The 14,685-nt window shown below is 68.0% G+C and carries 15 protein-coding genes; 7 read left to right on the top strand and 8 right to left on the bottom strand.

Going from position 1 to position 14,685, the window contains the following annotated elements:
- From OCGS_RS14420 to OCGS_RS14395, 6 genes are all read left to right on the top strand, one after another.
- The coding region (locus tag OCGS_RS14420) for a fumarylacetoacetate hydrolase family protein (RefSeq protein WP_193372864.1) at positions 1-270 on the top strand (270 nt) is incomplete at its 5' end.
- 36 nt (positions 271-306) lie between these two features.
- On the top strand, positions 307-1,257 hold the full coding sequence (locus OCGS_RS14415; protein ID WP_007427991.1) for an MBL fold metallo-hydrolase: 951 nt from the start codon (positions 307-309) through the stop codon (positions 1,255-1,257).
- Positions 1,258-1,281: 24 nt separating this feature from the next.
- Positions 1,282-2,910, top strand: coding sequence for an FAD-dependent oxidoreductase (locus OCGS_RS14410; protein WP_007427990.1), 1,629 nt, complete (start codon positions 1,282-1,284; stop codon positions 2,908-2,910).
- Positions 2,907-3,110, top strand: a complete 204-nt coding sequence (locus OCGS_RS14405) for a DUF2783 domain-containing protein (RefSeq protein ID WP_007427989.1) — start codon at positions 2,907-2,909, stop codon at positions 3,108-3,110. Before OCGS_RS14410 ends, OCGS_RS14405 begins: the two co-directional genes overlap by 4 nt.
- On the top strand, positions 3,107-3,739 hold the full coding sequence (gene maiA, locus OCGS_RS14400; protein WP_007427988.1) for a maleylacetoacetate isomerase: 633 nt from the start codon (positions 3,107-3,109) through the stop codon (positions 3,737-3,739). The genes OCGS_RS14405 and maiA overlap by 4 nt, the downstream gene beginning before the upstream one ends.
- Positions 3,736-4,425, top strand: a complete 690-nt coding sequence (locus tag OCGS_RS14395) for a nitroreductase (RefSeq protein WP_052026201.1) — start codon at positions 3,736-3,738, stop codon at positions 4,423-4,425. The genes maiA and OCGS_RS14395 overlap by 4 nt, the downstream gene beginning before the upstream one ends.
- Before the next feature lie 6 nt (positions 4,426-4,431).
- On the opposite strand, the gene OCGS_RS14390 is transcribed toward OCGS_RS14395, so the two are convergent.
- From OCGS_RS14390 to OCGS_RS14355, 8 genes are read right to left on the bottom strand one after another with little or no spacing between them, the layout of a single operon-like run.
- On the bottom strand, positions 4,432-5,775 hold the full coding sequence (locus OCGS_RS14390) for a TRAP transporter large permease (protein ID WP_007427986.1): 1,344 nt from the start codon (positions 5,773-5,775) through the stop codon (positions 4,432-4,434).
- On the bottom strand, positions 5,775-6,323 hold the full coding sequence (locus tag OCGS_RS14385; RefSeq protein ID WP_007427985.1) for a TRAP transporter small permease: 549 nt from the start codon (positions 6,321-6,323) through the stop codon (positions 5,775-5,777). The genes OCGS_RS14390 and OCGS_RS14385 overlap by 1 nt, the downstream gene beginning before the upstream one ends.
- The gene (locus tag OCGS_RS14380) at positions 6,320-7,378 is read right to left on the bottom strand and encodes a C4-dicarboxylate TRAP transporter substrate-binding protein (RefSeq protein ID WP_040611098.1); all 1,059 of its coding nucleotides are present in this window, start codon (positions 7,376-7,378) and stop codon (positions 6,320-6,322) included. Before OCGS_RS14380 ends, OCGS_RS14385 begins: the two co-directional genes overlap by 4 nt.
- Positions 7,379-7,430: 52 nt before the next feature.
- Positions 7,431-8,228 carry an enoyl-CoA hydratase-related protein gene (locus OCGS_RS14375; RefSeq protein ID WP_007427983.1) on the bottom strand — a complete coding sequence of 266 codons (798 nt, stop codon included), beginning with the start codon at positions 8,226-8,228 and terminating at the stop codon, positions 7,431-7,433.
- A gap of 1 nt (position 8,229) precedes the next feature.
- Positions 8,230-9,435 carry an acetyl-CoA acetyltransferase gene (locus OCGS_RS14370; protein WP_007427982.1) on the bottom strand — a complete coding sequence of 402 codons (1,206 nt, stop codon included), beginning with the start codon at positions 9,433-9,435 and terminating at the stop codon, positions 8,230-8,232.
- Between the two features lie 3 nt (positions 9,436-9,438).
- On the bottom strand, positions 9,439-10,887 hold the full coding sequence (locus tag OCGS_RS14365) for an OB-fold domain-containing protein (RefSeq protein ID WP_007427981.1): 1,449 nt from the start codon (positions 10,885-10,887) through the stop codon (positions 9,439-9,441).
- Positions 10,888-10,907: 20 nt separating this feature from the next.
- Positions 10,908-12,461: an AMP-binding protein gene (locus OCGS_RS14360; protein WP_007427980.1), complete on the bottom strand. Its 1,554-nt coding sequence runs from the start codon at positions 12,459-12,461 to the stop codon at positions 10,908-10,910.
- A complete protein-coding gene (locus tag OCGS_RS14355) occupies positions 12,461-13,612 on the bottom strand; it encodes an acyl-CoA dehydrogenase family protein (RefSeq protein ID WP_007427979.1) in 1,152 nt (383 codons plus the stop codon). The genes OCGS_RS14360 and OCGS_RS14355 overlap by 1 nt, the downstream gene beginning before the upstream one ends.
- Positions 13,613-13,752: 140 nt before the next feature.
- Between OCGS_RS14355 and OCGS_RS14350 the strand changes: the two genes are divergently transcribed.
- Positions 13,753-14,682, top strand: coding sequence for an SDR family NAD(P)-dependent oxidoreductase (locus tag OCGS_RS14350; protein WP_007427978.1), 930 nt, complete (start codon positions 13,753-13,755; stop codon positions 14,680-14,682).
- Positions 14,683-14,685: the final 3 nt, after the last annotated feature.

The following is a 14,685-nucleotide window of genomic DNA, read 5'->3' as shown; positions in this document are numbered from 1 at the left end:
ACGCATCACGCGTCGTCGGGCTGCGCCATGCGGACGGGCGACCTGCTGGGATCGGGCACGATTTCGGGGCCGGAGAAAGACGCCTACGGATCGCTGCTGGAGCTGACCTGGGGCGGGGCGAACCCGCTGACGCTGGATGGCGGCGTGCAGCGCACCTTCATCGAGGACGGCGACACGCTGACGTTGCGCGGTCACGCGCAGGGCGACGGATACCGTATCGGCTTCGGCGCCTGCACGGGCACGATCCTGCCCGCCCCCGACTTTCCCTGAACGACAGGCGGGCAGTCCCCGCCGGAAGGATACACGATGGCCAAGGCTTTCGCCTCGCAAGGCGACATGGACGACAAGAAGATCAGCTTCACCGAGGTGGGCGAGGGGCTTTGGGCTTTCACCGCCGAGGGGGATCCCAATTCGGGCGTCATCATCGGCGACGAGAGCGTGATGATCGTCGAGGCGCAGGCGACGCCGCGCCTGGCGAACATGGTGATCGACAAGGTGCGCGAAGTCACCGACAAGCCGATCACCCATCTGGCGCTGACCCATTACCATGCGGTGCGCGTGCTGGGGGCGTCGGCCTTCGACGCGCCCAACGTCATCATGTCGGACGGCGCGCGCGCGATGGTGGCCGAGCGCGGGCAGGAGGATTGGGACAGCGAGTTCGCCCGCTTCCCGCGTCTGTTCCAGGGGCACGAGCAGATCCCCGGCCTGACCTGGCCGACGCTGACCTTCACCGGGCGGATGAGCGTCTATCTGGGCAAGCGGCGCGTCGATCTGATGCAACTGGGCCGCGCGCATACGTCGGGCGATATCGTGATCCACGTGCCCGACGCCAACGTGATGTTCACCGGCGATATCGTCGAATACCATTCGGCCTGCTATTGCGGCGACGGGCATTTCGCCGACTGGCCGCGCACGCTGGAAGCGGTGCGCGCCTTCGATCCCGACGCCATCGCGCCCGGCCGGGGCGACGCGCTGGTGGGGCGCGAACGGGTGAACGCGGCGCTGGACAACACCGCCGATTTCGTCCGCTCGACCTATCGGCCCGCCGCGCGGGTGGCGCAGGGGGGCGGCACGCTCAAGCAGGCATGGGACGCCGTGCGCGCCGAATGCGATCCGAAGTTCAGCGACTATGCCATCTACGAGCATTGCCTGCCCTTCAACGTCGCCCGCGCCTATGACGAGGCGCGCGGCATCGACACCCCCCGCATCTGGACGGCCGAACGCGACCGCGAGATGTGGGAAGCGCTGCAAGCCTGAGCGGCATCGAAGGGAGGGCGAGCGATGTTGCAGGACCGCTATCAACTGGCGCACCGGCTTTATCCTTACGCGCGCAGCGTCGATCAGGATGCGGCGGAACCCGTCCGCCATCCGGTGATCGTCGTCGGCGGCGGGCCGATCGGCATGGCCGCGGCGCTGGATCTGGGGTTGCAGGGCGTGCCGGTGCTGGTGCTGGACGACCACGAAGGGGTGGGGCAGGGCAGCCGCGCCATCTGTTTCGCCAAGCGCACGCTGGAGATCTGTCATCGTCTGGGCTGTGCCGAGCCGATGGTGGACAAGGGCGTGGTGTGGAATATCGGCCGCGTCTATCACGGCGCCGACGAGGTGTTCGAGTTCGACCTTCTGCCCGAAGGCGGCCACCGCTTTCCCGCCTTCATCAACCTTCAGCAGCCCGCCTTCGAGAAGTTCCTGGTCGAGCGCATCCGCGAGGCGCAGGCCCAGGGCGCGCCGATCGAGATCCGCGGCAGGAACCGGGTCGAGGCGCTGGAGATGGCCGGGGACGGCGCGACGCTGGATGTCCTGACGCCGGACGGTCCCTATCGGCTGGCGGCCGACTGGCTGATCGCCGCCGACGGCGCGTCCTCGCCGCTGCGCAACATGCTGGGGCTGGGGTTCGAGGGGCAGGTCTTCAAGGACAGTTTCCTGATCGCCGACATCCGCATGAAGGCCGATTTCCCGGTCGAGCGGCGCTTCTGGTTCGAGCCGCCGTTCCGCGAAGCGGGCGATTCCGCGTTGCTGCACCGCCAGCCCGACGACATCTGGCGCGTCGATTTCCAGATCGGCTGGGACGTGGACCGCAAGGCCGAGATGGACGAGACCCGCATCCGCGCCCGCATCGACGCCATGCTGGGCGAGGGCGTCGAATACGAGATCGTCTGGACCTCGATCTATACGTTCCAGTGCCGGCGCATGGCGCAGTTCCGCCACGGGCGGGCGATCTTCGTCGGCGACGCGGCGCATCAGGTGTCGCCCTTCGGGGCGCGCGGCGCGAACGGGGGGATGCAGGACGTGGACAACCTGTGCTGGAAGCTGGCGGCGGTGATGCGCGGCGACGCCCCCGAGGCGCTGCTGGACAGCTATGACGCGGAACGGCGGCACGGCACGGACGAGAACATCCTTAACTCGACCCGCGCGACGGACTTCATTTCGCCCAAATCGGCGATCAGCCGCACCTTCCGCGACGCGGTGCTGGCGCTGGCGCGCGACAACGATTTCGCGCGGCCCTTCGTCAATTCGGGGCGCCTGTCGATGCCCTGCACCTATCTTGGCGGCGGGTTGAACGCGCCCGACGCCCTGCCGGACGCGCCGCGCAAGGCCAGCCCCGGTTCGGCCTGTCCCGACGCGCCCCTGGGCGACGGGTATCTGCTGGACCGGCTGGGCAGTCGTTTCGCGCTTCTGGCGATCGGCGTGGACATGCCCGAGGCCGTTTCGGCGGGGGGCATGGCGTTGCAGGTCGTCGCGGTGCCGCGCGATGCGTCGGGGCCGCTTGCCGAACGCTATCTGGGCGATGCGCCGCGCGGCGTCTATCTGATCCGGCCCGACAGCCATGTCGCCGCGCGCTGGCCGGATTTCGACCAGGCGGCGCTGGAGGATGCGATGGCGCGGGCGCTGGCGCGAAAGGATGCGGCATGACCGATCTGCGGCGGACACGAAATCTGGACGACCCCGACATCGCCTATGAGGCGCTGATCGCGGCCCATGACGGGCTGAGCGCCGAGGAAAGCGCCGCGTTCAACGCGCGGCTGATCCTGACGCTGGTGAACCATATCGGCGATATCGACGTGCTGCGGCAGGCCATCGCCGTGGCGGCCCTGCGCGGGGACGCGCCGTGACCGAAGCCATGCTTTACGATTACTGGCGGTCCAGCGCCAGTTGGCGGGTGCGCATCGCGCTGAACGCCGCCGGCATCCCCTTCCGGTCGGTGACGGTCGATCTGCTGGCGGGCGACCAGCGCGGCGACGCGCATCTGGAACGCAACCCGCAGGGTTTCATTCCGGTGCTGGAAATCGACGGCCTGCGGCTGACGCAATCGCTGGCCATCGTGGATCATATCGACGAGACGCGGAATGCAGGCTTTCTGCCGGGCGACGCCGCCGGGCGCGCGCGCGTCAGGGCGCTGGCGCATGTCGTGGCGATGGACACGCATCCGGTCTGCAATCCATCGGTGGTGTCCGAGGTGGTGCGCCTGACGGATGGCGGCGACGCGGTGCGCGAAGGCTGGATGCACTGGTTCATCCGGCGCGGCCTTGCCGCGTTCGAGCGGATGCTGGCCGATGGACCGCAAGGCCGGTTCTGTCACGGCGACCGGCCGGGGCTGGCCGATTTCTGCCTGATCCCGCAGGTCTATAACGCCGATAGGTGGGGCGTGGACCGCGCCGACCTGACCCGCATCGACGCCATCGCCCGGTCCTGCGCCGAACTGCCCGCCTTCGCCAAGGCCCATCCCGACAGCGTGCGGTGAACGGGGCAGTTCCGGACGAGGCGGTGCTGGATGCGATCGCGGGCCGCCGGTCGGTGCGGGCGTTCCTTGCGACGCCGGTGCCGCGCAAGACGGTGACGCGGATCCTGAACGTCGCGGCCCGCGCGCCGTCCGGCACGAACATCCAGCCCTGGCAGGCGGTGGTGCTGACGGGCGCCGCGCGGGCGCGGTTCTGCGACCGGCTGATCGCGCATGTGCGCGCGGGCGGACCGGCCGAGCAGGAATATTCCTATTATCCGCAACGCTGGCGGGACCCCTATCTGTCGCGGCGGCGCAAGGTGGGCTGGGACCTCTATGCCTCGCTGGGGATTGGCAAGGGCGACCGCGACGCGACGGCGCGCCAGCATCTGCGCAACTATGCGTTCTTCGATGCGCCGGTCGGGATGATCTTCACCATGGACCGCGACATGGAGATCGGAAGCTGGCTGGATCTGGGGATGTTCCTGCAAAACGCGATGATCGCGGCGCGGGCCTTCGGCCTCGATACCTGCCCGCAGGCGGCGTTTGCGCGGTATCCGGCCACGATCGCCCGTCTTCTGGACATCGCGCCCGACCGGCAGGTGATCGTCGGCATGGCGCTTGGCCACCGCGACCCCGACGCGCCCGAAAACGGGTTCGCCACCAACCGCGAAGATGCTGCGTCCTTCGCCCGCTTCGTCGAGGAATGAGGCGCCTCAATTCATCGAATTGGGAATGACGAGCGAGATCATCGGAAAGGCCAGCAGCAGGACCAGCACGGCCAGATCGACGATCAAGAACCGCGCGACGCCCTTGAAGGCGGTGGTGGCGTCGCTGTCCTTGCCGCCGACCGATGCGATAACGAACACGTTCAGCCCCATCGGCGGCGTCACCAGGCCGATCTCCAGCAGCTTGACGACGATCACGCCGAACCAGATCAGATCCATGCCCATGCCTTCGATCAGCGGCACCACGAAGGGCAGCGTCAGCAGCATCGTTCCCAGCGGATCGAGGAACATGCCCAGCACCAGATACATCAGCGCGATCACGGCCAGAAGCTGCCAGGGGGCCAGGTCGGCGGCGGCGACCAGATCGACGAAGGCATGCGTCACCCCGGTGAGCGAGATGAACGAGACGAAGATCTTCGCCCCCGCGGCGATGAAGAACAGCGCCGCCGACTGGGTGGCGGTGTCGATGAACGAGGAGCGGATCATCTGCCAGTCCAGCCGGCGCGACAGCAGGCCGAAGACCAGCGCGAACATCAGCGAGATCGCAGCCGCCTCGGTCGCGGTCAGATAGCCGCCGTAGATGCCGCCGATGACGATGACCATCAGCATCAGCGCCGGCCATGCCAGCCCGGCGGCGCGCACCTTGTCGCGGGTCGTGGTCGTTTCGTCCGAAAGGGGCGCGATGCCGGGCCGCAGCCGGACCCAGACCAGCACCGTGACGACGAAGCCCGCAAGCGTCAGCAGGCCGGGCAGGATGCCCGCGAGGAACAGTTGGCTGACCGAGGTTTCGGTGAAAAGGCCGTAGATGATGAACAGCACGCTGGGCGGGATCAGCGCGCCCAGCGTGCCGCCCATCGCCACGGTCGAGGAGGCCAGCCGCGGATCGTAGTTCCAGCGGCGCATTTCGGGGATGCAGATGCGGCCCATCGACGACGCGCAGGCCATGCTGGACCCGGTGATCGCCGAGAATCCGCCGCAGCCGAACAGCGACGCGATGGCCAGCCCGCCCGGCAGCCGCACCAGCCAGACGCGCATCGCCGAATAGATGTCGGTCGAGATGCGCGAATGATAGGCCAGATGCCCGGCGGCGATGAACATCGGCACCATGCTGAGCGAGTAGGAATGAAGAAACTCGAACGCATTGCTCTGGATCAGCGACAGCGTCGGGCTGAGCCCGCGCGAGAAATCGAATCCGCGCCCCGACCGGAAGGCATAGTAAAGGAAGGTGCAGATCGTGGCGACGCTGGCCAGGACGAACCCGATGGGCACCCGCAAGACCAGCAGGATCAGCACGGCGATCAGGCCGAACGTGCCGATGATCGTGGGATCCATCACGCGGCCCCCGCGCCGGTGCCGGGCGGGTCGCGCAGGTCGGCGACGAGCAGCACCAGCAGCCGCAGCGTGAACAGGACATAGCCCGCAAGGAAGGCCAGCTTGCCGGGCCATTCGGGCCAGTTCAGCACGCCGAAATAGAAGCTGCCGCTGGACCACGCGCCCTGAAACGCGATCAGGCCGGCATAGGCGATGGGCAGCGCGGCCATAAGCCCGACCAGGACGGTCAGTGCCGACAGCGCGATCCGGTGGCGCATGGCGAAGCGGTGGGTCATCAGTTCGACCACGATGAAGCCGCGTTCGGCCGCGACCCGCGCCAGGGGCAGCACCAGCGCCGCGATCATCAGCTCGCCCACGATCACAGTCTCGTCGCTGACCGAGATGTTGAGCACGTTGCGCGCGATCACGCCGTAGCAGATGAACGCCGCCATCGCGAAGATCGCCAGGGCGGCGAGCGCGGTCATCGCCCCTTCGATGCGGCGCAGGACACGAAGAAGTTCGTTCGGGGCGGCACGGTCCCGCGGGGCCGTGCCGTTCCGGTCGTTCACCGGTTCCATGGATAGCCCGACGTGTCGCGCTCGGCCTCGTATTTGGCGATCAGGTCGGTGTATTCCGACCAGAGACCCTCGCCGTCCAGCCCCATCGCGGTCACGCCCTCGACCCATTCGTCGCGGTATTTCATTGAGGCGTCGATCAGCGTCTGGCGGCCGTCGAAATCCACCACATCGACCTGACGGCCGATATCGCCGGTCTTCAGCCCGTCCACGATCACGTCCATCTGTTCGATCTGCGCCCTGGCGAAATCGTCCACCAGACGGTCGCCGGCATCCTTGAGCACCTGCTGCTGTTCGGGGGTCAGACCGTCATAGATGTCCTTGTTCATGACGATGCCGAAGCCGGTGATCTGGCCCCAATCGGCCAGCGCGATATGGTTGATCACCTCGTAGAGCTTGTAGCCTTCGAGGGTGTAGAGATACCCCGCCTCGCAGTCGATCAGGCCGGAATCGAGCGCCTGATACACCTCGTTATAGCCCATGTTGACGGTGTTCGCGCCCAGATCGTTCAACACCTTGCCGAAGGTGCCGCTGGCGCGGATCTTCTTTCCGGCGATGTCGTCGATGCTTTCGATGCGGTTGTCGCCGGCGCAGTTCATCTGGATGCCGGTCGATGTGTAGTTTGAGATGTAGACGACATTCTCGTCCGCCAGCGCGTCGATCATCTGCCGGTTCGTCGTCATCAACTCGTACATCGCCCGCATGCCGACCCACGGATCGGACGAGGCCAGCGGCAGGTCGCCGATGCCGTAGGCCATCAGGCGCAACGGTTCGTAGGCGGTCAGCACGGTGCCCATGTCGGCCGCCCCGTCGCGCACGCCGCCCAGCGTCGCGGTCAGCTTGATCAGCGCGCCGCCCCAGTGGATGTCGATGGCCAGATCGCCGTTCGACATCTCGGCGACGTTCTGCGCGAAGTCTTCGAGGGCCTCGGCGCGGGTGCCGCGGTTGGGGCCGCCTTCGCTGTAGATCAGCACGGTTTCCGCCGCGGCGGCCGTGGCCAGGCCCGTCGCCAGCGCCGTCGCAGTCAGCAGATTGGTCAAGCATCTCATCGTGTTCTCCTCCCGTGTCGGATGAATGCCGGTTTGCCCGGCGGCGTTGCGATCAAAGTCCCTTGAAACGGGGCGCGCGCTTTTCCCGGAAGGCCGTGATGCCCTCCTCGAAGTCGGGGCTGGCGAAGGCCTGTTCCTGTGCCGCGGCCTCGAACGACAGGGCGTCCCGAAGCGTCGCGGTCTGCCCGTGTTCCAGCCCCGCCTTGATCAGCCCCAGCGCGCGGGTGGGGCCGCCGGCCAGCCGGCGGGCCAGATCCTCGGCCCGTGCCTGAAGCGCGTCCTCGGCGACGCATTCGACGGCCAGGCCCAGATCGACGGCCTGCCGCGCGTCGATCGGCCGGGCCAGCATCGCCAGCGCCGTGGCGCGCGCCATGCCGATGCGGCGCGGCAGGATATGCGTGGCGCCGCCATCCATCATCGCGCCGATGCGCGCGAACGCCATGGTCAGCCGGGCCGTGTCCGCGACCAGCAGGATGTCGGCGCAAAGCGCGAGGCTGAAACCGGCCCCGGCGGCCGGGCCCTGGACGGCGGCGACGACCGGGACCGGCACCGTCCGCATGAGGTGGACGAGGTTGCTGATGCCGGCCTCCATCTCGGCGCGGATGGTGGCGCGGCGTGCCAGGATGAGCGCCGGGTCGATGTCGGTGCCCGAACAGAATCCGCGCCCCGCGGCGGTGAGCAGAATGGCGCGCGCCGCATCCTGTCGCGGGGCGTCGCATTCGGCGCGGAACGCGTCGATCAGCCCGTCGCGCATGGCCGCCGACAGCGCGTTCAGGCGGTCGGGGCGGTTCAGGCGGATGTGCAGCACATCGCCGTCGCGGGTGACGCGAAGCTGGTCGCCGGCGGCCACGCTAGGCACCCTCGCGTCCGACGATGGTGATGGAACAGACGTTCTGGTGCGGAAAGCCGCCCAGGTTGTGGGTCAGTCCGATGGACGGCTCCTTCTGGCGCTGGCGATCGCCGGCACGGCCCTGCATCTGAAGATACATCTCGTAGATCATCCGCAGGCCGGACGCGCCAATGGGGTGGCCGAAGCATTTCAGCCCGCCGTCGATCTGGCAGGGCACGGCGCCGTCCGCGTCATAGAACCCGTCCATCACGTCGCGGATCGCGCCGCCTTCGGGCGAGATGAACAGATCCTCCATCGTCACCAGTTCGGTGACGGAAAAGCAGTCATGCACCTCGAACAGGCTGACGCTGTTGCGGGGATTGTCGATGCCGGCTTCGTTGTAGGCGCGGGCGGCGGCGGCGCGGGTGGTCTGGAAATAGCTGCCGTCCCAGGAATTGTGCTGCGCCTCGGTGCCGCTGGACACGGCGAGTTGCAGCGCCTTGACGGTGATCAGGTCCGTCTTGCCCAGCGAGCGGGCGATTTCGGGCGTGGTGACGATGGCCGCTGCCGATCCGTCGGACACGCCGCAGCAATCGAACAGGCCCAGCGGTTCGGCGACGATGGGCGCGTCGAGCACCTGATCCATGCTGATCCGCTTGCGCAGATGCGCCTTGGGGTTGCGGGCGCCGTTGTCGTGGCTTTTGACCGAGATATGGGCCATCGCGCGCTTGAGGTCGCCCGCGTCGATGCCGTGCTTGGCGCGGTAGGCCGAGGCGAGCTGCGCGAAGGATCCGGGCGCCGAGACGTTGGGCCAGTAAAGATCGTTGGCCGTGCCGCGCGTGCGCTGCGGCAGCCCGCCATAGCCGGTATCCTTCAGCTTCTCGACGCCCTGGGCCAGCGCGATGTCGCAGGCCCCCGACGCCACGGCATAGACCGCGCCGCGAAACGCCTCGGTGCCGCTGGCGCAGTAATTCTCGACGCGGGTGACGGGAATGTTCTGCAACCGCAGCGCCATCGACAGCGGCACGGCGGACTTGCCGACATGCTGTTCCTCGATCCCGGTGCCGAACCAGGCGGCGTCGATCCGGTGCTTCTCGATGCCGGCATCGGCCAGCGCCTCGACGAACGCCTCGACCATCAGGTCGTCGGCGCTGTCCTCCCACCGCTCGCCGAAGCGCGAGCAGCCCATCCCCAATATGGCGACCTTGTCGCGGATTCCCGTGGCCATGATCTATGTCTCCTCTCGGGTGGCGGGCATCGCTTTCCAGAAGTAGCGACGGAACCCGCGTCGGGTGTCGTGGTCCTTGACGCGGAAGACCATGCGCATCGCCATGCCCACCTGCGGCGGATCGGCGGCGTCGATGTCGGTGAAGTCGCACATCAGCCGCCCGCCGCTGGCGAACTCGACCATGCCGTAATAGGCCGGCGGATCGGGCGAATAGGTCAGCCGGTCGGCGGTGAAGCTGTTGAGCTTGCCGATCTTGTGCGAAAACCCTTCGTCGCGCTGGGTATCGACCGCGCCGCATTCGGGGTTCACGCAGATCCGCGCCTTGGGAAACTGGTCGGTGCCGCAGGCGGTGCAGTGGCCGCCCGTCATGCGCTGGGTCATGTCCTTGTTGCGCCAGTGGTTGCTGAGCGCGGTGCCCTTGTCGAGCTCGGCGCGGATGCCATGCTCGACAGTCAGCAGGCCGTTCAGCGTGACGAAGCGGGCATAGTTGTCGTCGGCGCGGCCCTTGCCGATCTGCGCGGCGACGCCTGCGGCGCGCCGGGCGCGCACCGCGTCGGTCGCCTGGAACAGCAGCGCGTCGCAGCCCTGGCCGAAGCCCGCGACCAGGATGCGGTCGCCCGGTTCCGCCGACTCGAGCGCGTGGGCCAGCATCAGCAGGGGATGGGCGGCGCCGGTTTCGCCGATGCCCGATTGCAGCGTGTCGGCCAGCGCCGATTCGGGCAGTCCGCAGATCCGGGCGATCCCGGCGCCGATCCCGCGTCCGGCCGCCGGATAGCAGAACCGCGCGATGCTTGCGGCGTCGGTGCCGGTGGCCTGCAAAAGCGCCGTTATGGCGCGCGGCGCGATCTTCAGATGCCCCTCGTCGCGGATCCAGCGTTCTTCCCAGGCATAGTCGAACTCGCCGTCCTGCCCGCGATAGTGATCGACGAAATCGACCGTCTCGCTGTGGGCGCCGACCAGCCGGGCCAGCAGGTCGCCCCGGCCGACCAGAAAGGCCGCCGCGCCGTCGCCATAGGTCATTTCCTGCGGGCTGCCGGCCTTGGCCGCGCGCCTGTCGGACGCGACGACAAGCGCCGGGCCGTCGCCGCGCAGCGCGGCCATCAGCGCGGTGGTTCCGGCGCGTTGCGACGACGCGACATCCAGCGCCATCACCGACGCGTCCAGCACCAGCGCGTCGCCGACGATGCCCGCGTTCAGCCGGTCGCGGAAGGGCAGGCTGGTCGAGGCGAGCCAGAGCGCGCGAAGCGCCGCGCGATCCTGCCCGTCGAGGCAGTTGCGCGCGGCTTCCAGCGCCATGGTCACGGCGTCCTCGTCCCAGTTGGCGATCGCGCGTTCGCCCCTGGCCAGCGCCTTGAGGCCCGGATTGAACCACGCATGGGTCTGCGCCGCGACCTCTCGTTGCAGCCGCCGGACCGGCAGATAGGCCCCGTATGCGATCAATCCCGTTTCCATGTGGGCTGTCCCTTGCTTCTTCACGTTGCGGCCAGGACGGCGGCGCGGATCGCGGCCTTGTCCAGCTTGCCGATATTCGTCAGCGGCAGCGGCCCGTCCCAGACCGTCAGGCCGCGCGGGCACTTGTAGCCGGCGATGACCGTGCGGCAGTGCGCGGCCAGATCGTCCAGCGTCACCCGGCAGCCCGGCGCGGGGCTGACGACCGCGTGGACCCGCGCGCCCCAATGCGGATCGGCGACGCCGATGACGGCGGCGTCGGCGACGCCGGGATGGGCCAGCAGCGCATGCTCGATCTCGACCGGATAGATATTCTCGCCGCCGCTGACGATCATCTCGGCGGTGCGGCCGGCGATGTGCAGGAACCCGTCCGTATCCAGCCAGCCCGCGTCGCCGGTGTGATACCAGCCGCCGCGCAGCGCCTTCGCCGTCGCTTCGGGCTGGTTCCAGTAGCCGCACATCACATGCGGGCCGCGCGTCAGGATCTGGCCGGTGGCGCCGGTCGGCAGGTCGCGGTCGTCTTCGTCCACGATGCGCAGGTCGGCATGGGGCATCGGCAGCCCCACCGTGTCGAGCTTGCCCGAATCCGGCGCGTGATGGTCGGATGTCAGAACGGTGACGACCGGCGACGTTTCGGTCATGCCGTAGGCCTGCACGAAGTTGACGCCGGGCAACGCCGTCAGCGCGCGGCGCAGAAGCTCGACCGGCATGACGGCCGCGCCATAGGTGATCAGCCGCAGGCTGCTCAGGTCGAAGCGGGCGAAGTCGGGGTGATCGAGGATCATCGCCAGCATCGTCGGCACAAGCTGGACCGTCGCGATGCGATGCGTCTCGATGGCGCGCATCGCCTCGGCGGCATCGAAACGCGGGACGATCACCGTATGTGTGCAAAGCAGCGCCGCGCTGAACACCCGCGACCCCGAACCGAGATGGAACATCGGCCCCGACAGAAGCTGCGTTTCGCGCTGGCGGAAGCCATAGACCGGGACCGCGCCCGACGAATTGACGAACAGGTTGGCATGGCTGAGCATCACGCCCTTGCCGCGCCCCGTCGTGCCGCCGGTATAGAACAGGATCGCCGGGTCGGAATCCCGCGATCCGCGCGCGTCGATGTCCGCGCCGTCGTCGTCGCCGTCGCCCGCGACCAGATCGTCATAGGCGGGCACGCCCTGGGGCGCGGGGGCGTCGTCGGCCCAGACCAGATGGCGGATCGACGGCACCGCCCGCTGAAGCGCGCGCGCGCGGTCGAAGTGACCGGCATCGGCCATCAGGACGACCGGCGTGCAATCGCCCAGCATCTGCACCAGTTCGGCATCCGCTAGACGGAAGTTCAGCGGCACCGCCAGCGCCCCGATGCGCGATGGCGTGTAATACATTTCGAAGTAGCGGTGCGAATTGACGCCCAGATAGGCGACGCGGTCGCCCGTCGCGACGCCCAGATCGGACAGCGCGCGCGCCATGCGCCATATCCGCGTTTCAAGCTGGCGCCAGGTCAGGCTGCGGGTGCCGCAGGTGACGGAGGGCAGGCTGCCCGTATGGCGGGCGGCGCGGCTGATCAGATCGCCCAGCCGGATCACTAGCCGCGCCCGACGATGCTGCGGCCGATGATCTCGCGCATGATCTCGCAGGTTCCGCCCGCGATCCGGGTCATCCGCGCATCGACCCAGGCGCGGGCGATGGGATATTCGGACATGTAGCCGTAGCCGCCGAAAAGTTGCAGGCATTCGTCCAGGCATTTGCCCAGCGTCTCGGCCGTCACCATCTTGATCATCGCCGCATCGGTGGCGTCCAGCTTGCGTTCCAGATGCAGGGCGATGCAACGGTCGGTGAAGACCCGCAGCATCACCGCCTGCGTCTTCACGTCCGCCAGCTTGAACCGGGTGTTCTGGAACCCGGCGACGGTGCGGCCGAAGGCCTGGCGGCCGGTGACGTAGTCCACCGTCCAGTCCAGCGCCGATTCGAGGTTGGCCGTCGCGCGGACGGCCTGCATCAGCCGTTCCTGCGGAAGCTGTTCCATCATCTGATAGAAGCCGCGCCCCTCGGTCTCGCCGATCAGGTTGCCGACGGGGACGCGCACATTGTCGAAGAACAGCTCGGACGTGTCCTGCGCCTTCCATCCCAGCTTGTCCAGGTTCTTGCCGCGCGCGAAGCCGTCGCGATCCGTCTCGACCAGGATCAGGCTGATGCCCCTGGCGCCCGCTTCGCGGTCGGTCTTGCAGGCGACCAGCACCAGATCGGCCAGTTGTCCGTTCGAGATGAAGACCTTCTGCCCGCTGATCAGGTAATCGTCGCCGTCGCGGGTGGCGGTGGTCTTGATGTTCTGAAGGTCCGAGCCGCCCGAGGGTTCGGTCATGGCGATGGCGCCGATCGCCTCGCCCGCGACCATGCGCGGCAGCCACCGCGTCTTCAGATCCTCGGATCCGTAATGGATGAGGTAGGGGATGACGATGTCGGAATGCAGCGAAAAGCCGGGGCCGAAGGCGTTGGCGCGGGCGAACTCCTCCATCACGATGACGCTGAACAGGAAGTCGGCGCCGGGGCCGCCGTATTCCTCGGGAACGTCGCACCCCAGCAGACCCTGCGCGCCCGCCTGGCGCCAGATGTCGCGGCTGACCAGCCCGTCCTGTTCCCATTGGGGATGATGGGGCAGCACCTGCTGGGCGACGAACTTGCGGACCGAATCGCGGAACGTCTCGTGATCTTCGGAAAAGAGCGTCCGGTCGATCATGCGCATCCTCCTTCGCGGCTGCGGACCACGGTGGCCCGTAGTGATACGGTAGTTAATAGTTCACTAGTTTACTTGTGTCCAGTATTTATTATAGTTGCCCGGTGGCCCCGGTTTCGGGGCGTTCAGCAAAGGATGGAACGATGGGGAAGACAGGAACGGACGGATTGCTGGCGGACAAGGTCGCGATCGTGACCGGCGGCGGGCGCGGGCTGGGCCGCGATATCGCGCTGCAACTGGCCGCGGCCGGCGCGCGGGTCGTGGTCAACGATCTGGGCGGCGCGGCCAGCGGCGAGGGGCACGATGCCGGCCCCGCCGCCGAGGTCGTGGCCGAGATCGAGGCGGCGGGCGGCGCGGCCGTGGCGAATACCGACAGCGTCGCCAGCAACCGCGCCGCGCACGAGATGGTCGCGCAGGCGGTGGACACGTTCGGGCAACTGGACATCGTGGTGAACAACGCCGGCATCCTGCGCGACGCGATCTTCCACAAGATGACCGAGGAGGACTGGGATTCGGTGATCGCCGTCCACCTGAAAGGCGCCTTCAACATCTCCAGCGCCGCGGCCCAGGTTTTTCGCGGGCAGAATGGGGGGCGGATGATCCACATGACATCCACCTCGGGGCTGATCGGCAATCTGGGGCAGGCCAACTATTCCGCCGCCAAGCTGGGCATCGCGGCGCTGTCGCGGTCCATCGCGCTGGACATGGCGCGCTACAACGTCACGTCGAACTGCATCGGCCCCTTCGCCTGGAGCCGCCTGATCGGCACGATCCCGGTCAATTCCGAGGCCGACAAGATCCGCGTGGAGCGGATGCAGCGCATGACCCCGGCCAAGATCGCGCCGCTGGTCGTGGCGCTGGCGTCGGACGCGGCGCAGCACATCACCGGCCAGATCTTCGTCGCGCGATCCAACGAGGTGCTGCTGTTCAGCCAGCCGCGGCCCCTGCGGTCGATGGCGCGGTCCGAAGGATGGACGCCCGAGACGCTGATCGAACACGCCTTCCCGGCCTTCGCCAGCGCGCTGACCCCGCTGGAACGGTCGCCGGACGTGTTCTGCTGGGATCCGGTGTGAACC

The organism is Oceaniovalibus guishaninsula JLT2003 (genome assembly GCF_000299575.1).
Classification (GTDB): Bacteria; Pseudomonadota; Alphaproteobacteria; order Rhodobacterales; family Rhodobacteraceae; genus Palleronia; species Palleronia guishaninsula.
This window is presented reverse-complemented; position numbering and strand designations above follow the sequence as displayed.